The 20,140-nt window shown below is 73.9% G+C and carries 19 protein-coding genes; 9 read left to right on the plus strand and 10 right to left on the minus strand.

All coding sequences use genetic code 11. The annotated features are described in order from the left end of the window. Position 1 precedes the first annotated feature (1 nt). Together Aru02nite_RS07505 and Aru02nite_RS07510 are read right to left on the minus strand one after the other, a co-directional pair. On the minus strand, positions 2-535 hold the full coding sequence (locus tag Aru02nite_RS07505; RefSeq protein WP_203655958.1) for a nucleoside/nucleotide kinase family protein: 534 nt from the start codon (positions 533-535) through the stop codon (positions 2-4). Then, positions 532-936 (minus strand): RidA family protein, encoded by a 405-nt coding sequence (locus Aru02nite_RS07510; protein WP_203655960.1) that lies wholly within the window; start codon positions 934-936, stop codon positions 532-534. The genes Aru02nite_RS07505 and Aru02nite_RS07510 overlap by 4 nt, the downstream gene beginning before the upstream one ends. A 115-nt stretch (positions 937-1,051) precedes the next feature. Here Aru02nite_RS07510 and Aru02nite_RS07515 point away from each other — a divergent pair, with 115 nt between their 5' ends. After that, on the plus strand, positions 1,052-2,170 hold the full coding sequence (locus tag Aru02nite_RS07515) for a M24 family metallopeptidase (RefSeq protein WP_203655962.1): 1,119 nt from the start codon (positions 1,052-1,054) through the stop codon (positions 2,168-2,170). Between the two features lie 98 nt (positions 2,171-2,268). Here Aru02nite_RS07515 and Aru02nite_RS07520 read toward each other — a convergent pair whose 3' ends face one another. Further along, positions 2,269-4,122: a CASTOR/POLLUX-related putative ion channel gene (locus tag Aru02nite_RS07520; protein WP_203655963.1), complete on the minus strand. Its 1,854-nt coding sequence runs from the start codon at positions 4,120-4,122 to the stop codon at positions 2,269-2,271. A gap of 207 nt (positions 4,123-4,329) precedes the next feature. On the opposite strand from Aru02nite_RS07520, the gene Aru02nite_RS37165 reads away from it, so the two are divergent. Beyond that, the gene (locus Aru02nite_RS37165) at positions 4,330-4,461 is read left to right on the plus strand and encodes a hypothetical protein (RefSeq protein ID WP_275408599.1); all 132 of its coding nucleotides are present in this window, start codon (positions 4,330-4,332) and stop codon (positions 4,459-4,461) included. A gap of 4 nt (positions 4,462-4,465) precedes the next feature. On the opposite strand, the gene Aru02nite_RS07525 is transcribed toward Aru02nite_RS37165, so the two are convergent. The 6 genes from Aru02nite_RS07525 to Aru02nite_RS07550 form a co-directional block, all read right to left on the minus strand. Continuing rightward, positions 4,466-5,767 carry a DUF58 domain-containing protein gene (locus Aru02nite_RS07525; RefSeq protein ID WP_203655964.1) on the minus strand — a complete coding sequence of 434 codons (1,302 nt, stop codon included), beginning with the start codon at positions 5,765-5,767 and terminating at the stop codon, positions 4,466-4,468. Continuing rightward, positions 5,767-6,735: an AAA family ATPase gene (locus tag Aru02nite_RS07530; RefSeq protein ID WP_203655965.1), complete on the minus strand. Its 969-nt coding sequence runs from the start codon at positions 6,733-6,735 to the stop codon at positions 5,767-5,769. Before Aru02nite_RS07530 ends, Aru02nite_RS07525 begins: the two co-directional genes overlap by 1 nt. After that, entirely contained in the window at positions 6,719-8,029 is a 1,311-nt protein-coding gene (locus Aru02nite_RS07535) for a DUF4350 domain-containing protein (protein ID WP_203655966.1), read from the minus strand. The genes Aru02nite_RS07530 and Aru02nite_RS07535 overlap by 17 nt, the downstream gene beginning before the upstream one ends. After that, positions 8,026-8,565: a DUF4129 domain-containing protein gene (locus tag Aru02nite_RS07540; protein WP_203655967.1), complete on the minus strand. Its 540-nt coding sequence runs from the start codon at positions 8,563-8,565 to the stop codon at positions 8,026-8,028. Before Aru02nite_RS07540 ends, Aru02nite_RS07535 begins: the two co-directional genes overlap by 4 nt. Beyond that, a complete protein-coding gene (locus tag Aru02nite_RS07545; RefSeq protein ID WP_239076491.1) occupies positions 8,562-9,338 on the minus strand; it encodes a hypothetical protein in 777 nt (258 codons plus the stop codon). Before Aru02nite_RS07545 ends, Aru02nite_RS07540 begins: the two co-directional genes overlap by 4 nt. Before the next feature lie 66 nt (positions 9,339-9,404). Next, positions 9,405-10,073, minus strand: coding sequence for a FadR/GntR family transcriptional regulator (locus tag Aru02nite_RS07550; protein WP_203655968.1), 669 nt, complete (start codon positions 10,071-10,073; stop codon positions 9,405-9,407). Between the two features lie 50 nt (positions 10,074-10,123). Between Aru02nite_RS07550 and Aru02nite_RS07555 the strand changes: the two genes are divergently transcribed. The 6 genes from Aru02nite_RS07555 (at position 10,124) to hpf (ending at position 17,756) form a co-directional block, all read left to right on the plus strand. Then, on the plus strand, positions 10,124-11,365 hold the full coding sequence (locus tag Aru02nite_RS07555) for a CynX/NimT family MFS transporter (protein WP_203655969.1): 1,242 nt from the start codon (positions 10,124-10,126) through the stop codon (positions 11,363-11,365). A gap of 211 nt (positions 11,366-11,576) precedes the next feature. Continuing rightward, entirely contained in the window at positions 11,577-12,266 is a 690-nt protein-coding gene (gene mtrA / locus Aru02nite_RS07560) for an MtrAB system response regulator MtrA (RefSeq protein ID WP_203655970.1), read from the plus strand. 5 nt (positions 12,267-12,271) lie between these two features. Continuing rightward, the gene (mtrB, locus tag Aru02nite_RS07565) at positions 12,272-13,966 is read left to right on the plus strand and encodes an MtrAB system histidine kinase MtrB (RefSeq protein ID WP_203655971.1); all 1,695 of its coding nucleotides are present in this window, start codon (positions 12,272-12,274) and stop codon (positions 13,964-13,966) included. Continuing rightward, positions 13,959-15,839 (plus strand): LpqB family beta-propeller domain-containing protein, encoded by a 1,881-nt coding sequence (locus Aru02nite_RS07570; protein WP_203655977.1) that lies wholly within the window; start codon positions 13,959-13,961, stop codon positions 15,837-15,839. The genes mtrB and Aru02nite_RS07570 overlap by 8 nt, the downstream gene beginning before the upstream one ends. 231 nt (positions 15,840-16,070) lie before the next feature. Next, the gene (locus Aru02nite_RS07575) at positions 16,071-16,796 is read left to right on the plus strand and encodes a ComF family protein (protein WP_203655979.1); all 726 of its coding nucleotides are present in this window, start codon (positions 16,071-16,073) and stop codon (positions 16,794-16,796) included. Between the two features lie 333 nt (positions 16,797-17,129). After that, on the plus strand, positions 17,130-17,756 hold the full coding sequence (gene hpf, locus Aru02nite_RS07580) for a ribosome hibernation-promoting factor, HPF/YfiA family (RefSeq protein WP_203655982.1): 627 nt from the start codon (positions 17,130-17,132) through the stop codon (positions 17,754-17,756). Between the two features lie 179 nt (positions 17,757-17,935). Here hpf and Aru02nite_RS07585 read toward each other — a convergent pair whose 3' ends face one another. Continuing rightward, positions 17,936-19,048, minus strand: a complete 1,113-nt coding sequence (locus Aru02nite_RS07585) for a GNAT family N-acetyltransferase (RefSeq protein ID WP_203655984.1) — start codon at positions 19,046-19,048, stop codon at positions 17,936-17,938. 93 nt (positions 19,049-19,141) lie between these two features. On the opposite strand from Aru02nite_RS07585, the gene Aru02nite_RS07590 reads away from it, so the two are divergent. Beyond that, positions 19,142-20,140, plus strand: coding sequence for a glutathione S-transferase family protein (locus tag Aru02nite_RS07590; RefSeq protein ID WP_203655987.1), 999 nt, complete (start codon positions 19,142-19,144; stop codon positions 20,138-20,140).

Consider the following 20,140-nt stretch of genomic DNA (forward strand, 5'->3'; position numbering starts at 1 on the left):
GCTACGGGCACCACGCGCGCCAGCCGGTGTGGGCGACGACGTCGGCCGCGATGTCGGCGACGGTACGGCCGTCGGTGGGGATCCGCGCCACCCACGGCGGTACCTCGGATGCCAGCCGCCGCGCCATCTCCGCGCTGCGGCGTACGTGCCGGTCGAGGGTGGAGCCGATCTCGCGGCGGGCGAGCCGGTCGTTGGCGGTGTCGTCGGACGCGGTGAGCAGCACCCCGAGCAGCCGTACGGGCCGGGCGCCGGCGGCGGTGAGCGCGCGCCGGATCATCGCGCTGTCGAGTACCGAGGCGGTGTTGGTGTAGACGAGCCGGTGCTGGCCGGCGGCGGCGAAGGTGCGCCACAGCGCGGCCAGGTTCGTCTCGGCGAGGGGCAGGTCGGGCCGCGGGTGGACGGCGTCGAGCGCGTCGCCCTCCAGGTACGCGTGGGCCACGTCGGCCGCGGTGAGCTGGGCGGCGACCTCCCACCCGACGGTCGACTTGCCGACGCCGGACCGTCCGCCGATGAGCAGTGCGTCGACGGCGGTCACGACACCGCCGCGGTGAGGTCGAGTTCGACGAGCTGGTCGCGGTAGCCGAGCCGGGCGACGCCGAGCAGGGTGCTGGCGCTGCCGAACGCGGCGCCGAGCGGGGACGCGCGGAAGCGGTCCCAGACGGCGGCGAGGACGGGCTGCTCGTCGCTCGCCACGTAGATGACGGAGCGGACGACGTCCTCGGGTACGGCGCCGGCGGCGGCCAGCGCGGCGTACGCGTTCGCGGCGACCTGGTCGGTCTGGGCGAGCACGTCGCCGACGCCGACGACCGCGCCGGCCGCGTCGAGCGGGCACTGCCCCGCCAGGTACGCCAGCCGCCCGGCCTCGACGACCGTCACGTGGTGGTACCCGGGAGTCGGGTGCAGGCCGGCCGGGTTGGTACGGGTGACTCGCGGCATCGGCGCAGTATCGCCGGTCTCCGCGCCGGCCGCAGCCGGTTTCCGGGCGGGCATGCCTGGTGGAGTATCGCGGTACCGGGGTCGCGCCCCGGTCCGTTTCCGTAGCCTGACCAGCATGGACGATGCGACGGAGTTCGGCGCCGAGGAGTACGCGGGGCGGATGCGCCGCGCGCTCGCGGAGGCCGGCGCGGTGGGGCTGGCCGGGCTGGTGGTCACCCCGGGGCCGGACCTGGGCTACCTGTGCGGGTACACGCCGCCGGCGGCGACGGAGCGGCTCACCGCGCTGGTGCTGACCCCGGGCGCGGCGCCGACCCTGGTGGTACCGACCCTGGAACGTGGCGACGCGGAGCGCACGCCGGCCGGGCTGCGGTTCGTGGACTGGACCGACGGCGTCGACCCGTACGGGGTGCTCGCCCCGCTGCTCACCCGCCCCGACGGCCGGTACGGCGTGTCCGACGAGACGTGGGCGCTGCACCTGCTCGGCCTGCAGCGCGTCCTGCCGCACAGCACGTACGCCGGGCTGTCGGACGTGCTGCCGATGCTGCGCGCGGTCAAGGACGACGCCGAGGTGTACCGGCTGGCCGCGGCCGGCGCCGCCGCGGACGCCGCGTTCGAGCGGATCCTGACGGCACGCTTCGGCGGGCGCCGGGAGCGCGAGGTCGCCGCGGACCTGGCGGACCTGCTCCGCGAGTACGGGCACGAGCAGGTGGACTTCACGATCGTCGGTTCCGGCCCGAACGGGGCGAACCCGCACCACGAGGCCGGCGACCGGGTCATCGAGCCGGGCGACACCGTCGTCCTTGACTTCGGCGGCCTGCGTTCCGGGTACGGCTCGGACACCACCCGCACCGTGCACGTCGGTGAGCCCACCGCCGAGGTACGCCGGGTGTACGAGGTGGTGCGCGACGCGCAGCAGGCGGCGTACGAGGCGGTGGCGCCGGGCGTCGAGTGCCAGCGGATCGACGCGGTGGCGCGGGCGGTGATCGCCGACGCCGGCTTCGGCGAGTACTTCATCCACCGGACCGGCCACGGCATCGGCGTCACCACCCACGAACCGCCGTACCTGGTGGCCGGCGAGCGGCAGCGGCTCGTCCCCGGCATGTGCTTCTCCATCGAGCCGGGGATCTACCTGCCGGGCCGCTTCGGCGTACGGATCGAGGACATCGTCACGGTCACCGACTCCGCCGGCCGCCGCCTCAACAACACCAGCCACGAACTCCAGCTCGTCGAGTAGCCACAACCGTTGCGCCGCAAGGGAAGTAGCTGGACCCCTCGCGGCGCAACGGAACCATCCGATCCCCTTGCACGGCAACGGAACTCGGCGGAGCGCGGTCAGTCCTCGGCGAGGACGACGACGCTGTCGCCGGGCCGGATCGTGAGCGGCGCGGCCTTGTCCGGGTTCAGCACGATCCCGTACGTCGGAGGCACGAGCGACTGCGCCGCCACCCGGTACCCGATGGCCGACTCGCCCTTCGCCCGCGCCGCCTCGACCACCGTCTGGTAGTTGATGGGCATCCCGGGACGCACGTACCGGCCGGCGGGCTTGAGGTAGATCTCGCAGCCGTCCGCGTCGAACAGGTCGTCGAACAGGGTCGCGAGGTGCGGGTTCTCCGACACCTGCGTCATCATCAGGGTCAGCAGCTTGTCGCTGACGATGAAGTCGTCGGCCTGGGTGACCTGGGCGAGCGCGCGGTTCCGGTCGTCGGCCATCTCGCTGACGATGGAGAACCGGTCCCCGAGCTTCTGCTCCATGTCGCGCAGCTGGAGCAGCGTCGCGAGCGTACGGGAGTCGGCGAGCTGCGGGTCGACGTCGTCGCCGCACAGCACGATGACGTGGTCGAAGTCCTGTACCCGCAACGACTCCAGCACGCTGCGGTCCGAGCTGTCCTCGGCCTTGAAGTCCAGCAGCAGGTTGAGTACGGCGAGCTTGCGCATGGCCGGGCCGGCGTCCGGGTGGCTCGCGACCACCTGCGCCTCCGACCCCGCCGACACGTACTGGTCGAGCTGGGTCAGGACGCCGGTGGCGCGGGCGTTCCAGCCGAGGATGAGCGTGCGTTCCTTGGTGGGCGGGGAGTTCGGGATGGCGGTGATGGCGCTGCGGTCGACGGGCGCCGGGCCGGTCGGGGACAGCACCACGGTGTCGTCGTCCTCGGAGATGGCGATGAGCCGGTCGCCGGGCTGGATCCGTACCCGGCTGTCGGGGTTGATCGCGATGCGCCCGTCGCCGCCGAGGATCCCGATGATCGACGACGTCCGGTACGCGTGCAGCGCGTCGGCGTACGTGTACCCGACGAGTGCCGGCTCCTCCTTCAGGTACACCTCGTCGCCGCCGAAGTCGAGCAGGTCGGTGTACACGACGGACAGCCCGGACTGCCGGCAGGTCTGCACGATGAGCCGGGCGGCGATGTCGTTCGCGTCGATCAGGTACGCGCTGGGCCCGCCGGCGAGCCGCGCGGCGGCGAGGTTCTTCGACTCGGAGACGCAGCCGACGACGGGGCACGGGGCGGCGCTGTTCTCGCGCGCCTTGCCCACCGCCAGCAACGTACGTACGAGCTGGGCGTCCGGGTTCGGTTCGGTGGACGGCAGGATGACGACGGCCTTGGCCTCGGCGGGGTTGACGATGGTGATGTCGTCCGGGTCCACCGGATCCCCGGTACGGCACACGACCCGCATCCGGCCGACGTCCGGTACCTTGGCCCGGATCTCGTCCTCCATCTCGACCTTGTCCCGGTCGGCGAGGATCGCGATGGCGGCGCGCCGCTGGTTGGCGTTCGCCTCGGCCAGTTCGGAGATGACCGTGAAGACCTGGTCGGACCAGCCGAGGATGACCGTGTGCCCCTGCTCCAGGACGTCGGAGCGGCCCTTGCGCAGGTCGGCGAGCTTGGCGTCCAGGCCGGTGGTGAGCACACCGATGAACGCGGTGACGATCAGGATGCCGCCGATCGTGATCAGGAACGCGATCGCGATGTACCACCAGTGTCCGGTGTCGCCGGCGACCGTGCCGGGGTCCATCGCGTGCAGGACCGCCTGCCACAGCGAGGCGAGCAGCCCCTTCGGCTCGTTCTCGTCCGGGTGCTTCTCGGGGACCAGCCGTTCGGCCGTCCAGGCGAGTACGCCGCCGACGAGGACGACGGCGAGCGACGCGATGGCGAGCCACCCGACGAGGGCGGGCGTGCCCTTCGACATGGTGCGGTCGAACCAGTACCTGGTTCTGCGGCGTAACGAGTTGGTGCGGGGCACTGCCTCTCCCGGTGTACTTGTTCGCGTCCCGCCCGGCGTCCGTGTCCCGCCCGGCGCGGGGAGCGCAGTGTAAAAGCCTCGCAAAAAAGCTTCAACGTTCGGTTCGAGGAGTGTCGGTACGTCTCCGGACGGTGGCCGTACCGTTGCGGTTGTGTGTCCGGCTGGTGGCCGCTGCGCCGTTTGCGCCGCCTCGCCACCGGTTCCCGAATCGGGCCGCCGCCGCGCCGCTCACGCCCCGCCGCCGACGAGCGTCTCGTCCTGCTCGTCGACCACTTCCTGGCCTGACGGCTCAGAGCCGGCCGGCCGCCTTCAACTCCAGGTACGCGTCCGCGACGGCCGACGGGTACCGGTCGGCGGGGGCGTCGACGACGATCACCTGGTTGCGGGACAAGGCATCCCGGACCCGGCCCCGTTCGGCGAGGGTACGTTCCGCCGCGGCCGCCGCGTACGGGTCGGCCCGGTCGGCGGCCATCGCGGCGACGTCCGGGTCGTGCAGGGCGGCGAGGACGACGGTGTGCCGCGCGGTCAGCGCCGGCAGTACGGGAAGCAGGCCCTCGGACAGCGCGCCGCGTTCCAGCGCGGTGAACAGCACGACGAGGGAGCGTTTCCGTTCGGCGCGCAGGATCTCGCCGGTGACCAGCTCGAAGTCGGTCTCCACCAGCGACGGTTGCACCGGCGCGAGCGCGTCGGCGAACCGGGGGAGCAGCGCGGCCCGGCCGGCGCCCCGGACGGCGGCACGGACGGCGGTGTCGACGGCGAGCAGGTCGACCCGGTCGCCGCCGCGGGACGCGAGCGCGGCGAGCAGCAGGCAGGCGTCCATGGCGGTGTCCAGGCGCGGTTCGTCGCCGATCCGGGCCGCCGACGTACGGCCGGTGTCGAGGACGCACAGCACCCGGCGGTCGCGTTCCGGGCGCCAGGTGCGGACCACGACACCGCCGCGCCGGGCCGTACCCCGCCAGTCGATGGACCGTACGTCGTCGCCCGGCACGTACTCCCGGAGGGCGTCGAACTCGGTGCCCTGGCCGCGCCCGCGCACCACCACCGCGCCGTCGAGGACGCGCAGCCGGGCCAGCTTCTCCGGCAGGTACCGCCGGGACCGGAACGGCGGCAGCACCCGCACCGTCCACTGTGGAGTGATCCGGTCCGCCCGGCGTGCCGTCGTCTGCCGGTACGAGAACCGCAGCGGCCCGTACGAGCGGACCGTCACCCGCGCCGCCGGCCGGTCCCCGCGGCGCGTCGGCGTCAACCAGCTCGCCATCGTGTACGCGCCGCCCGCCGGCACCGTCATCCGGCGCACCGTACCGACGGCGCCGGCGGACGGCACCCAGGCGTCCCGTACCTCCGCGCGGAGCGGGCGGGTGGCGCGGTTGGCGACGGTCAGGTGCACCGCCGCGGACTCGCCGAGGCGGAGCTGCGTCGGACCGGACCGGGTCAGCCGGACCGCCGACAGCGGCGCCGCCGCGACCAGGTCCACGGTCGTCAGCGCGAGCACCGCCGCCACCGAGCAGAGCACGCCCAGCAGCGGCGACGGCCACAACGGCAGCGTCACCGCCAGCGCGGCCAGCAGCGCGACCGGGCGCCAGGTGAGCATCAGCGCGGCGTCGGCACGCTGGCGAGGACGCTGTCGAGTACGGCGTCCGGGGTGACCCCGGTCAGCTCCGCCTCCGGGCGCAGCCGGATCCGGTGCCGCAGCGCCGGACGGGCCAGCGCCTTCACGTCGTCCGGGGTGACGAAGTCGCGGCCGGCCAGCCACGCCCACGCCTTCGCCACGTGCAGCAGGGCGGTCGCCCCGCGCGGCGACGCGCCCAGCGACAGCGACGGCGAACTCCGCGTCGCCCGGCACACGTCCACGATGTACCCCAGCACCACGTCGGTGACCCGTACGGCGCCGACCTCGTGGCGGGCGGCGGTCAGGTCCGCAGGGCCGGCGACCGGCCGTACGACGGAGAGGTCGCGGGGGTCGAAACCGTGGTGGTGCGCGCGGAGCACGGCCAGCTCGGCGTCCCGCTCCGGCAGCGGCACCGTCAACTTCAGCAGGAACCGGTCCAGCTGCGCCTCCGGCAGCGGGTAGGTCCCCTCGTACTCGACCGGGTTCTGCGTCGCGGCCACCACGAACGGGTCCGGCAGCGCCCGCGGCGCACCGTCCACCGACACCTGCCGTTCCTCCATCGCCTCCAGCAGCGCCGACTGCGTCTTCGGTGGCGTCCGGTTGATCTCGTCGGCGAGCAGCAGGTTCGTGAACACCGGCCCCTCGCGGAACTCGAACTCGGCGCTGCGCGCGTCGTACACCGCGGAGCCGGTGACGTCGCCCGGCATCAGGTCCGGCGTGAACTGGATCCGCTTGGAATCCAACGCCAGCGCCCGCGACAGCGCGCGCACCAGCAGCGTCTTCGCCACCCCGGGCACGCCCTCCAGCAGTACGTGCCCGCGGCACAGCAACGCGATGACCACGCCGCTGACCACCGCGTCCTGCCCGACGACGACCTTGCCCACCTCGGCCCGCAGCCGACCGAGCGCGTCCCGGGCCGACACCGTGGCCACCTCAGTCGTGTCCTGCACCCCGGCCTTCCTCCTGTACTCGGCGGACCAGTTCGTCCAGCTCGGCGACGGCGGCGCGCAGCTCGTCGTCGGTCTCCGGCTCCGGGCCGAAGAGTACGGCGTGCACGCGATCGGGTGGCCAGCCCGCGCGGCGGGCCAGCCCGGACACGACCGTCGCGGGCCGGTCGCCGCCCGCCGGCTGCCCGTCGGCCAGGTCGGCGAGCACCGGGGCCAGCCGGCGCAACGCCCCCGCCCGCAGCGCGCCCAGCGCCACCCCGCGCGCCTTCGCCCGCTGGTACAGCCGGGCCCGGCCGCGGACCGTCTCCGCGGCGGGCACCACCACCGGCAGCGGCTCCGCGACCGGCGTACCGAGGCGGCGGGCGCGCCACAGCGCGAACAGCACCGCGGCCAGGAGTACCTGGGCGACGACCGCCCACACCCACGGCGGGAACGCCCCACCCAGCGGGCTCGACCGGTCGCCGCCGGCCTGCCGCCCGGATCCGCCGCCGTCCGCGGTACCGCTCGGCGTCGGCAGGTCGGTCGGCTGCCCGCTCGGGGTGTCCGTCGGCAGTGGCTCGGTCGGCCGCGGCGTCGGCTCCGTCGTCGGCGGTACGGCGGGCGCGGTGGCGCGTTCCGGCCGGTGCAGGCTGAGCCAGGCGAGCCGGTCGTACCCGCCGAGCAGCGCGCCGGCGAGCGCGGCGTTCCGGTGTTCGCCGAGCCGGTCGTTGCGGAACACGTCCGCGGCGCCCACGACCACGATCTCCGGCCCACCGGCCGGTACGACCCGGACCAGGCCGCCGTCGAAGCACCGCGTCCCCCCGCGCACCGCGTACGCGGAGCCGAGGGTGGCGGCGGGTCCGGGCAGCCCGCAGCCGGCCGGTCGTACGCCGGTCGTCCAGCGTGACCCGGTCCGGCGTACCGGAAGGTCCTGGGCGGCGAGCACACCGGGCGAGGGGTCGACGAGGACGACCCGGTCGTCGGCCGGCAGCGACAGCAGCGCGCCGAGCGCGTCGGGCCGGACGAAGTCGGGCGCGGTCACCAGCACCGTCGTACCGCCGCCGCGGGCGCCCTCGACCGCGCCCGCAGACCCGCCGTACCGCTGGACGGTGACGCCGCGCCGGTCGAGCTGGCCGGCCAGCCGGTGCGAACCGACCGCCGCGGTCGAGCCCGGTTCGAGGAAGTCCCGGTCGGTGGCGGTCTCGTGGTCGACCGCCCAGGTGACGACGGTGAACGTGCACAGCACGAAAACCGCGCCCCACGGCGCCATCCACCGCCGCCACCGCAGCCGCCGCCACACCGGCGGACGCGCGCTCACCGGACCGCTCCGACGGTGCGGTGTACCGCGTCGGCCAGCTCGCGCATCCGCGCGTCGTGCCCCGCCGTGGCGTGCTCCCCGCCGTACCAGAGGGCGGAGAAGACGGCGGCGGCCTCGCCCATCGGCCCGACGATCCCCGGCTCCGCGGAGCCGGCCGCGGCGGCCAGTTCGGTGACCGTCCACCCGGGCCGGTGTACGAGCACGGCACGGTCCACCAGCTCGCGCACCATCGCCCGCAGCCGCTCCCGTACGGCCTCGGCGTACCGGCCGGCGGCGGCGTACCGGTCGGCGAGGGAGCGCAGGTCGGCGGCGGGCACGTCGGGCAGCTCGTCGTCGTCCGGCCCGTCGTCGGGCAGCGGCAGCGTGGTGTGCGTACCGGGGTCGGTGTCGCGGCGCGGGTGGCGCCGGCGGGGCCGCCAGTACAGGGCGACGGTGACGGCGGCGGCGAGCAGCAGCAGGAGCGCGGCGAGCCCGGCCACCCCACCCGGTACGTGGTCGGCGACGTCGGCGACCAGCTCGGTCCAGAAGCGGCTCACCCCACCGCCTCCACCACCGCGCGCGGCCGGTCGGAGCCGGCGAGCGCGAGGTCCAGGCCCTCGATCCGCATCCGGTTCTCCAGGTGTACGCACGCGTCCAGGCACGCCAGCGCCGGGTACGCGACCGCGTCCACGACCACCCACGGCAGCGCCGACAGCAGGTCCGACTCGTACGACGACAGCAGCAGGACCCCCGCGTACCCGACGGCGAGGCGGATCGCGAGCCAGCCGACATAGCCCAGCAGCCGGATCCCGGCCACCCGCCCCGAGCCCCGGAACACCAGCCGGAACGGTCGGGTCACGGCCGACGCGCCCGCCCGGTCGGCGACGATCACCGGGACGACCAGTCCGGTCACGGCGTACAGGAACAGCCAGGGCAGGCCGCACAGCAGCGCGGCGACCGTGGCGCACGGCCCCAGCACCGCAGCGGCGAGCAGTACGCCGAACCAGCGGCGCCCCGGCGCGGTCAGCAACGTACGACGGCCGGCCGGTTCGCCGAGCAGGGCACGGACCGCGCCCACCGAGGCCGGCGCGGCGAGTACGGCGAGCACCGTGCTCTCGGTGCCGAGCCACACGGCCAGCCACACCCACCACGCGGGACGCAGCGGCCCACCCGGCGTCGCGGCACTCAGGGCGACCGACAGGGCCTGCTGCGCGGCGGCGAGTACCAGACCGAGGAGCAGCAACGGCAGGCCGCAGCGGCGCAGCAGCACGACCGACGCGTCGAGCAGCTCGCCGACCGTCGCCGGCCGCATCGGCAGCACCTGCACCACTCACTCTCCCGGGGGGCGTTCCGCGCCATCCTGGCACGCATCCGCATCCCCGGAACGACCGCGGCGCTATCCGGTCGGCAGGAAGCGGAGGAACCGGGCGGCCTCGGTCGCGGCCCGGTCCGGGTCGCCCGCGGCGATCGCGTCGACCAGCCCGGTGTGGCTCAGGTACCCCTCGGGCCGGACGGTCTCACCGACGCACGTGTGCAGGATGTCGCGCAGCTGCACCCCGAAGTCCGCGTACAGCTCGGCGAGGACGCGGTTGTGCGCGCACTCGGCGACGGTGTGGTGGAACCGCGCGTCGGTCTCCACGAACACGTCCGCGTCCTGCGCGTCCCACGCCTCGTCCCGGGCGCGCAGCGCCGCCCGCAACACCACCAGGTCCTCCTCGGTACGCCGGAGCGCGGCGAGCCGGGCGGCCTCCACCTCGAACGCCCGGCGTACCTCCATGAGGTCGCGGAGTTCGGCGTGGGCGAGGCGGCGGCGGACGGCTCCGGCCAGCTCGCTGTCCGCCCGGACGTACGTGCCGGCGCCCTGGCGGGACTCCAGGAGGCCGAGGTGGGCGAGGGCACGGACCGCCTCGCGCAGCGTGTTGCGGCCGACGCCGAGCTGGGCGACGAGGTCGGGCTCGGTCGGTATCCGGCTGCCGACCGGCCACTCGCCGCTCGCGATCGCCTCGCGGAGCTGGTCGATGACCGACTCGACCAGCGGAGTACGGGACGCGTTGCGCAGTGGCATTGCCAACAACCTCCTGTCATCCGGTCATCCCATGAATCTACAGTGGGTCGGTGGAACAGACGACCCCCGCCGGACTCGCCGTCGCCGAGCGCGCCCCCGCCGGCACCACCGACCGGCGCGCCGGCGTCCTCGTCCTCGTCGGCATCCTGCTCGTCGCGCTCAACCTGCGGCCCGCGATCACCAGCGTCGGCGCCCTGCTCGGTGAGGTACAGACCGGCCTGTCCATGTCCGGTACGGTCGCCGGGCTGCTCACCACGCTGCCGGCCCTGTGCTTCGGCGCGTTCTCCGCGCTGACCCCGCGGCTGTCCCGGCGCTTCGGCGCACACCGGGTACTCCTCGCCGCCATGGCCGCCCTCGTCGTCGGCCTCGCCGTACGGCCGCTCGCCCCGTCCACGCCGGTGTTCATCCTGGTCAGCGTGCTGGGGCTGGCCGGGATCGCGGCCGGCAACGTGACCCTGCCGGTCCTCGTCCGCACGCACTTCCCGCGGCGGATCGGCCTGGTCACCGGCCTGTACACGATGGTGCTGAACCTGGGGACGGCGCTGGCCTCCGCGGTCGCCGTACCGGCGGCGCACGCGACGGGTGGCTGGCGCGGCGGGCTCGCCGTCTGGGCCGCCGTCGCCGTACTCGGGTTCGTGCCGTGGCTGGGTGCGCTGCGCGCCGACCCGACGCGTACCGCGGGGGCCGGGGCGACGGTCGCGACCCGGATCCGGCCGGCGCGGACCCGGCTCGGCTGGGCGCTGGCGGTGTACATGGGCACCCAGTCGCTCCAGGCGTACGTGGTGTTCGGCTGGCTGGCGCGGATCTTCGCGGACGCGGGCTGGTCGGCCGGCGCGGCGGGCCTGCTGGTCTCGCTGGTGACCGCGATCGGCATGCCGATCGCGCTGCTGCTGCCCGGGCTCGCCAGCCGCGGCCGGGACCAGCGGCCGTACGTGGTGGGCCTGATCGCCTGCTACGTCGTCGGGTACGTGGGGCTGCTCGTCGCCCCGCACGCCGGCGCGATCCTCTGGGCCGTACTCATCGGCATCGGCGGCGGCGCGTTCCCGCTGGCGCTGCTGATGGTCGGTCTCCGCTCCCGTACACCGGCAGGCACGTCCGCGATGTCCGGGTTCGTGCAGTCCGTCGGGTACCTGATCGCGGCGCTCGGACCGTTCGCGGTGGGGTTCCTGCACGACGCGACGCGCGGGTGGACGGTACCGGTCGTGTTCCTGCTGGTCGTCCTGGTGCCACAGCTCGTCGGCGGGCTGATCGCCGGACGTAACCGGTACATCGAGGATGAAGCGGCTCGTTGACGCCCTCCGTTCGGCCGATCCGGCTCGACCCGAACGGGCCGGTCGGCCGTCACGGCGACGGCGGGGTTCGTCCCCGGTGGGCAGCTGATGAAAACATAGGGGCCATGAGCGATACGCAACGAAGCGCAGCGCGACGGTTCGCGTACGCACCGGGTCCTGGGTCGACGCCGCTCCGCGGCCGCGCGGTGAGCCGTCCGGGCGAGGCGGTGGCATGAGGGCTCGTGTGTTGGTCGTCGACGACGATCCGGCGCTGGCCGAGATGCTCGGCATCGTGCTGCGCAGCGAGGGGTTCATGCCCTCGTTCGTGGCCGACGGCGAGCGGGCGCTGGCGGCGTTCCGGGAGACCCGGCCGGACATCGTCCTGCTCGACCTGATGCTGCCCGGGATGAGCGGCATCGACGTCTGCCGGGCCATCCGGGCGGAGTCGGGCGTGCCGATCGTGATGCTGACGGCCAAGAGCGACACCGTCGACGTCGTACTCGGGCTGGAGTCCGGGGCGGACGACTACGTCGTGAAGCCCTTCAAACCCAAGGAACTCGTCGCCCGGATGCGGGCCCGGCTGCGCCGCGGCGAGGACACCGCGCCGGAGCTGCTGACCATCGGCCCGCCCGGCCGGCAGATCACCATCGACGTACCGGCGCACACGGCGACGCGGAACGGCGCCGAGGTGAAGCTGACGCCGCTGGAGTTCGACCTGCTGGTCGCGCTGGCACGGAAGCCGCGCCAGGTCTTCACCCGGGAGGTACTCCTCGAACAGGTGTGGGGTTACCGCCACGCGGCGGACACCCGGCTGGTGAACGTGCACGTCCAGCGGCTGCGCGCCAAGATTGAGCCGGACCCGGAGCGGCCGGAGATCATCCTGACCGTGCGCGGGGTCGGCTACAAGGCAGGTACGGGATAGGCACGATGCGCGCCACGGTCGACGCCGCCGTCCGGTGGATCCGCCGGACGGCACGGCGCCTCGCCCCCGGGGTGATGCGCCGGCTCCGTCGTGCGTTCGGACCGTGGCGGCGCTCGCTCAACCTGCGCGTCGTGTCGATCACCCTGCTGGTGTCGTCGCTGCTCGTCGCCGCCTTCGGCTACTTCGTGGCCAAGCAGATCACCGCCGGCCTGCTGGTCGCCAAGCGCGAGGCCGCGATCCGGCAGGTGTCGAACGGGGCGAACACCGTCGAGCAGCAGCTCTCCACGCTGTCCGGGCCGCAGGACCCGGAGCTGGGCCGGAACGTACGCGACGTGGTGGTGAGCCTGTACAACGAGGCGACCCGCGCCGGCACGTACGAGGTGAAGCTGGTGCCGGACGCGCAGCTCGACACCGCGCCGTACGGCGGGCCGGCGGATCCGGCGTCGATCAAGGTGCCGCCGGCGCTGCGCGACGTGGTCAGCCGGCAGGGCACGCTGGCGTACCAGTTCACGACGGCGAACCCGGGCGGCGGCGCGCTCAAGCCGTACCTGGCGGTCGGGGTGCACGTGGACGTCGGCTGGGGCGTCTTCGACCTCTACTACCTGTTCCCGCTGGACGACGAGGTGTCCGCGGCCAACCTGATCCGTACCACGATGATCGTGGCCGGGGTGGCGCTGGTACTGCTGCTGGCGCTGATGGCGGCGATCGTGACGCGGATGGTCGTGACGCCGGTCCGCGCGGCGGCGCGGACCGCGCAACGGCTGTCCGCGGGCCTGCTGCACGAACGGATGGAGGTGCACGGCGAGGACGATCTCGCCCGGCTCGCCGCCTCGTTCAACCAGATGGCGAGCAACCTGCAGACCCAGATCGTCCGGCTGGAGGAGCTGTCCCGGCTGCAACGCCGCTTCACCTCGGACGTCTCGCACGAGCTGCGCACGCCGCTGACCACGGTCCGGATGGCCGCCGACATGCTGTACGCGGGGCGTGACGACTTCCCGCCCACCGCGGCCCGCTCCGCCGAACTGCTCGCCGACGAGCTGGACCGGTTCGAGGCGCTGCTCACCGACCTGCTGGAGATCAGCCGGTTCGACGCCGGTTTCGCCGTACTCGACGCCGAAGCCGTCGACCTGGTACCGATCGTGCAGCGTGCAGTGGACGGCTTCGCGGTCCTCGCCGAACGGCTGCGCTGCCCGGTGCACCTGATGCTGCCGGACGGCCCGGTCATCGCCGAGGTCGACCCGCGCCGGGTCGAACGGGTGCTGCGCAACCTGATCGGCAACGCCATCGAGCACGGCGAGCACCGCCCCGTCGAGGTACGGCTGGCGGCCGACGACCGCGCCGTCGCCCTCGCCGTACGCGATCACGGGATCGGGCTGCGGTCGGGCGAGGAGAAGCTGGTGTTCAACCGGTTCTGGCGGGCGGACCCGTCACGCGCCCGGCAGACCGGCGGTACGGGGCTGGGCCTGTCGATCAGCCTGGAGGACGCCCGGCTGCACGGCGGCTGGCTGGAGGCGTGGGGCGCGCCGGGCCAGGGTTCGCAGTTCCGGCTGACGGTGCCGGCGCGGGCCGGCGACCGGATCGTGTCCTCGCCGCTCCCGCTGGTACCGCCGGACGCGGACGTGCTGCCGTCCGGTCCGCTCGCGCTGCCGCCCGGACCGACCCGGGCGAACGCCGGCGCGCCGGGAGGTACCGATGACTGAGCGCCGCCGCGTACGGCGGGGTCTGCTGGCGGTCGGTGCGGCGGTGTTGCTGGCGCTGGCCGGCTGCGGGGTGCCCGACTCGGGGCCGCCGGTGGTGGTGTCGACGGCGCCGGTGACCGGGTCGCAGGGCGGCGACGAGAGCAACCAGCGGCCCGCCGACCTGCCCACGCCGGAGACCGCCACGAACCCCAGCGACCTGGTGCAGCTGTTCTACCGGGCGGCCGGCGCCGACCCGAACCAGGTGCAGAGCACCGTGTCCGCGTTCTTCACGTCCGACGTGGCGCGTACCTGGCGGCCCGACCCGGCGGGGCTCACCGTCGTCCGGATCACCAGCTACACGGTCACCGACCAGTCGAAGGACAAGGACGGCCAGGAGAGGGCGACGGTCCGCGCCCGCGGCCAGCTCGTCGGCGTACTCGGGGACCGCGGGATCATGCAGTCGCCGCCGCTCGGCCGGTCCCGGTCGTACCAGCAGTTGTTCCACCTGGTGCGGGTGCCGGTGCCGAACGGGACGACGAAGGAGTGGCTGATCACGAACCCGCCGTCGGAGACGCTGATGTCGACCGAGGCGATGTCCACCGAGTACAACGCCACCATCCTGTACTTCGCGAGTCCGGACCACCGGTCGCTCGTGCCCGACCTGCGGTACATGTCGGTCGGGGTGCTCGCGCCGAAGCAGCGCACCATCCTGGTCGACTGGCTGCTCGCCGGCCCGTCGCCGTGGCTCGGCCAGGCCGCCGTCAACGACATCCCGGACGGGACGAAGCGCCGCGGGAACGTCGTCGCCAGCGGTACCAACGTGGTCGTGGTCGACCTGTCCAGCGACGCCGCGGCCGCGCCGCACACCGACATGCTGGCCGCGCAGCTCGCCTGGTCGCTACGGATGCAGGCGCCGCGGCTGCAACTGCGGGTGGAGGGCCGCGCCGTCCACATCCCCGGGGTGCGCGGCACCACCTTCGACGCCAGCACCTGGCACGGCTACAACATGTCCACGATCGGCGCCGGCTCCACCGGGTACTACGTGTCCGGCGGCCGGATCGTGCCCGCCACCAGCAACGAGTCGCTGCCGGCGGTGCTGTCCGGTTCGCTCGCCGGCGAGCTGAACAGCGACGTGCAGCGCGCCGCCCTGTCCGTCGACGGTTCCACCGCCCTCCTGGTACGTGCCGCGTCGGACGGCGGGTCGGAGGTGTGGCTCGGCCGCGCCGGCGGCGAGAACCGCGGCGGCGTCGTGTACACGCCGGTCACCGGGCTCGGCGCGCACGGCATCGGTACGCCGAGCCTGCTGCCCGGGTCGGCCACCGCCCTCGTACCGGTGCGCGGCTCGCTCCGGTCGGTCGGCTCGGACGGCGCCGCGCACGCCGTCACGTACTCGGAACCGCCCCCGGGCGGGAACGTCACCGCCGTCTCCGTCGCGCCCGACGGCTGCCGCGTCGCCCTCGTCGCCGACGGCCACCTGTACGTCGCCCCGCTGCTCACCGGCCCCGGCGCGGGTCGTCTCACGATCGGCCGGCTACGCCCCCTCGCGAGTACGTTCACGCAGCTCACCGAGGTCACCTGGACGCAGGAGGACGAGGTCGCGTTCGGCGGTCGCGGCACGGTCAGCGAGGACGGCCCGCTGTCCGGCGGCCCGCGTGGCGGGGTCTGGCAGTTCAGCGTCGACGACGTGTCGTCCGACCTGCTGACCGGGTCGGCCGGTGACGCGGTACCCGACCAGCTCGCCTCCGCCACCAGCGACCCGTCCAAGGGCGGTGCGCACGGCACGATCCTGCTCGCCGCGTCCGGCCGGATCGCCCAGATCACCGGCAACGAGGTCGGCCCGCCCGGCGGCGCCACCCGTTCCCCGCACGGCAGTTCGCCCTTCTTCCCCAGCTGACCCGCGCCCGCCCGGGTGCCGGCGTCCGTCCGCCCTGGCTCCGCGGCCGCGTCGCGCCGCGCTCTGCCCTGGGGTCGGGGCCGGTCCGGGCTGGTGTCCTTAGCGCGCTTCCGCTTGGGGCGCGGCCTGTCCCTAGCGCGCTTTCGCTTGTACGGCAACCTGTCCACAGGCGTTGTCCACAGGCACGCCGGTACGGTGGCCGTCGCCGTACCGGCCCGGCAGGGTGGTGGCATGTCCGTCCTCGCCGACGTCCTCGACCTCGTGTTCCCCGCCGACTGCCCCGGGTGCGGTTCGTCCGGCCCGGCGCGTCCGCTGTGCCCACCGTGCGCGCTCGCCCTCGGCGGCGCCCGGCCCTTCCCGACCGTCCCCGACCCGCCCCCGCCCGACCTGCCCCCCTGCGCCACCCTCGGCCGGTACGAGGGAGTGCTGCGCGAGCTGGTGCTGGCGTACAAGGAGCGGGGGCGGATCGGGTTGGCCGGGCCGCTCGGTCGCCGGCTGGGTGACGTGGTCGCCGCGACCGTCCCCGCCCACCTCTCCATACTCCTGGTGCCCGTGCCGGCGACCCCGCGCGCCGTCCGGGCCCGGCACGGCGACCATGTGCTGCGGCTCGCCCGGCACGCGGCCCGCTCGCTCCGGCGTACGGGGCGGGTGGCCGTGGTGCACCGCGCGGTCCGCGCCGTCGGGTCGCTGCCCGACTCGACCGAGCTGTCCGCGGCGGGGCGGCTCAGGCGCGCCCGCGACGCGTTCCGTCCCGCACCGGTCGGCCTGGCCCGGCTGGCCGCGGCGTCCCGTCCGGCCCGGGCGGGCCCCGTCGTCCTGGTCGACGACATCGTCACCACCGGCGCGACGCTCGCCGCGACGGCCCGAGTCCTGCACACCGCCGGGGTACCGGTCGGCGCGGCCGTGGTGCTCGCCGCGACCCGTCGCCGACGTACCGGTCTACCTGCCGGTGAGTAAGCGACCATCCGGTAGATCCCAGGCTGTTGCCAGGCAGGATCCAGCCGCTCGGCATACGGTGTTGGCCTCCGTCGGACAGCCAGTCCGTCGGAGGACCCCGAGTTGGTCCCCAGACCCCGGATGACCTCGGATTCCTCGTGAACAGAGGTATGCCGGGAGGGGTACGAGGGGCTAGCGTCGGGTGCACGGACGGTTTTCCCGTACGAGGGCAGGGAGGTTCCACCGAAGTCGATGACCGGTCGGGACGCACAGGGGGCTGAGGTCGCCGGCCGGGGTGCGGATCGCGACACCGGATCCGCGGAAACCCAAGATCAAGACCGTGGGAGGTCAGGCGTGGATGTAGTCGTCAAGGGCCGGAACCTGGAGGTGCCCGACCACTTCCGCCAGTTCGTCACCGAGAAGATGCAGAAGGTCGAGCGCTACGACCAGAAGCTCTTCGAGGTCGACGTCGAGTTGTCCCACGAGCGCAACAGGCGCCAGTCCGAGCGGTGCCAACGCGTTGAGATCACGTGCCGGTCCCGGGGCCCGGCAGTGCGTGCGGAGGCATGCGCGAAGGACTTCTACACCGCGGTCGACGCGGCCCTGGCCAAGCTTGAGGGCCGGTTGCGCAAGGTCGCGGACCGGCGGCGGGTGCACCGCGGCCGGCGTACCCCGGTGTCGGTCGCGTCGGCGACCGCGCCGCTGGTGGACGAGGCCGCGATGGCGGTCGATCAGGGATCGGTGGCCGTGCTCAACCGACCTGCCGACACCGACGTCGAGCCGATGATGGAGGAGGGGCCCGGCCGCATCGTCCGGGAGAAGGAGCATCCCGCCGACCCGATGACCGTCGACGACGCCCTCTTCCAGATGGAACTGGTGGGGCACGACTTCTACATGTTCATGGACAAGGAGTCCGGCAGGCCCAGCGTGGTCTACCGGCGGAAGGGTTTCGACTACGGCATCCTGCGTCTCGCGATGTGACGCAGCCCGAGGCGACTGGCTCCGGCCCGGCGCGGCTCCGACCTCAGGTCGGGGCCGCGCCGCCGTCCGTCCGACCGGGCAATGTCGCCGGGATCGCGCCGGTCTTCGGGATCGCGCTGCGGCATCAGGCCCGCTGTGCCGCAACCGGCTCCCGGCCACCCGCCGCGGGTACGCATCCCTCAGCGGTCGCGGGCCAGCTCGTACTGGACGTCGTCGATCCGGGTACCGCGCGGTCCGGGCCGGCGGGACAGTTGGACGCCGACCCGGCGGAACCCGGCCCGTTCGAGTACGGCCTGGGAACCGGTGTTGTCGAGGGCGGCGCCGGCCTCCAGTCGGGCGAGTCCGGCGTGTTCGAAGGCCCATTCGGCGAGCAGCCGTACGGCGCGGGTCGCGTAGCCGCGGCCGCGCCAGTCCCGGGCCAGGTGGTAGCCGATCATGCCGGTGGCGGTGACGGGCTCGGTGTAGAGCAGGAGGATCTCGCCGGCGTACCGGTCGCTGGGTGCGTCGCGGATGGTGAGCCGGGCGGCGGCGCCGGCGAGCCACTGGCTCTGCGCCGTACCGCAGCTCTCGCGTACCTGGTCGAGGGTGGGCGGCAGCGGCGGTACGGAGGACTCGTACACGTCGGGCAGTCGCTGCGCGGCGTACGCGTCGGCGGTGTCCGCGGGGCCGAGCGGGTGCAGCGCGACGACCCCGTCGGACAGTTCGTCGCCGGGCAGGTCGGGCAGCAGCCGCGGGGTCGGGCCGGGCGGGTCGGTGGCGAGCCGCGCCCACAGGACCATGTCGTACCGGGTGCCGTCGGGTCGGCTGCCGCCGCCGCGTTCGACGCCTTCCCGGCGGTACCCGGCGGCGAGGGCGACGCGCTGGCTGCCCGGGTTGTCGGGCGCGGCGAGCAGTTCGAGGCGGGCGATGCCGTGCCGGAGCGCCCAGTCGGTGACCGCGGTGACGGCCTCGGCGGCGTACCCGTGGCCGCGTGCCCACGGCGCGAGCCAGTACGCGATCTCGGCGTCGGTCCGGCGCGGCGACACGTGCTGGAGGTACACGCCGCCGAGGAGGCGGTCGTCGGTCCCGTCGGCCACCGCGAACCCGGCGCCGCCGGCGGCCCACCGGCCCGGCGTCTCGACGTCCCGCCAGGCCACCGCCTCGGCAGTACCGAACGGCTCCGGCGTGTACGGCAGGAAACGCCGTACCCGCTCGTCGCGCATCGCCGTGACGAGATCGTCGAGGTCGCCCTCCGCGGGCGCCCTCAGCAACAGCCGGGCGGTACGCAGCTTGTCGGTCGGCAGCTCGCCCATCCACACCTCCCCAGGTACCGGAACGGGCGTATGTTGCACGATCCCATCCACTTTTCTGGTGCGCGGCGCGCCGTGGTGCGGCAGTCTGGCGGTATGAGTACCGCCGAGGTCCATTCCGCCTCACCTGCGGACGCCGCCCAGTTCGGTCGGGAGACCGGGTCGGGCGGCCAGTTCGTCCGCCAGCCGAACCGTTTCACCGACCGGGTCACCCGCGACTCGCGGTCCGCGCCCGGGGAGGGCCCGGACGACGAGGGCCGGTGGCCGGTCGAGCCCGGACGTTACCGGCTGGTCGTGTCCCTCGCGTGTCCTTGGGCGCATCGTTCGGTCATCGACCGGGAGCTGCTCGGGCTCCAGGACGCCATCTCGCTCGCCATCGTCGACCCGATCCGGGACGAGCGGGGCTGGCGCTTCACCCTCGACGAGGGCGGCCGGGATCCGGTGCTCGGCATCGGCTTCCTGTCCGAGGCGTACCTGGCGACCGACGACGAGTACCAGGGGCGGGTGACGGTGCCGGCGCTGGTGGACACGAAGACCGGCCGGGTCGTCACGAACGACTATCCGCAGCTGTCGCTCGACCTGTCGACCGAGTGGGTCGACCTGCACGCGCCGGGCGCGCCCGACCTGTACCCGGAGAAGCTGCGGGCCGAGATGGACCCGCTGATGCAGGAGATCTTCGCCGACGTCAACAACGGCGTGTACAAGGCGGGTTTCGCCACCGGCCAGCGCGCGTACGAGGACGCCTACGACGCGCTGTTCGACCGGCTCGACGTGCTGGAGGACCGGCTCGCCGACCGCCGGTACCTGATGGGCGACGCGATCACCGAGGCCGACGTGCGGCTGTTCACCACGCTGGTGCGGTTCGACGCGGTCTACCACAACCACTTCCGGTGCAACCGGCAGAAGCTGACCGAGTTCATCAACCTCTGGGCGTACGCCCGCGACCTGTACCAGACGCACGGGTTCGGCGACACGGTCGACTTCGACCACATCAAGCGCCACTACTACCTGACCCACGACAAGATCAACCCGACCGGCATCGTGCCGAAGGGGCCCGACGCGCTCCGCTGGCTCACCCCGCACGCCCGCGGCTGA

The sequence above is a fragment of the Actinocatenispora rupis genome (genome assembly GCF_016861975.1).
Taxonomy (GTDB): Bacteria; Actinomycetota; Actinomycetes; order Mycobacteriales; family Micromonosporaceae; genus Actinocatenispora; species Actinocatenispora rupis.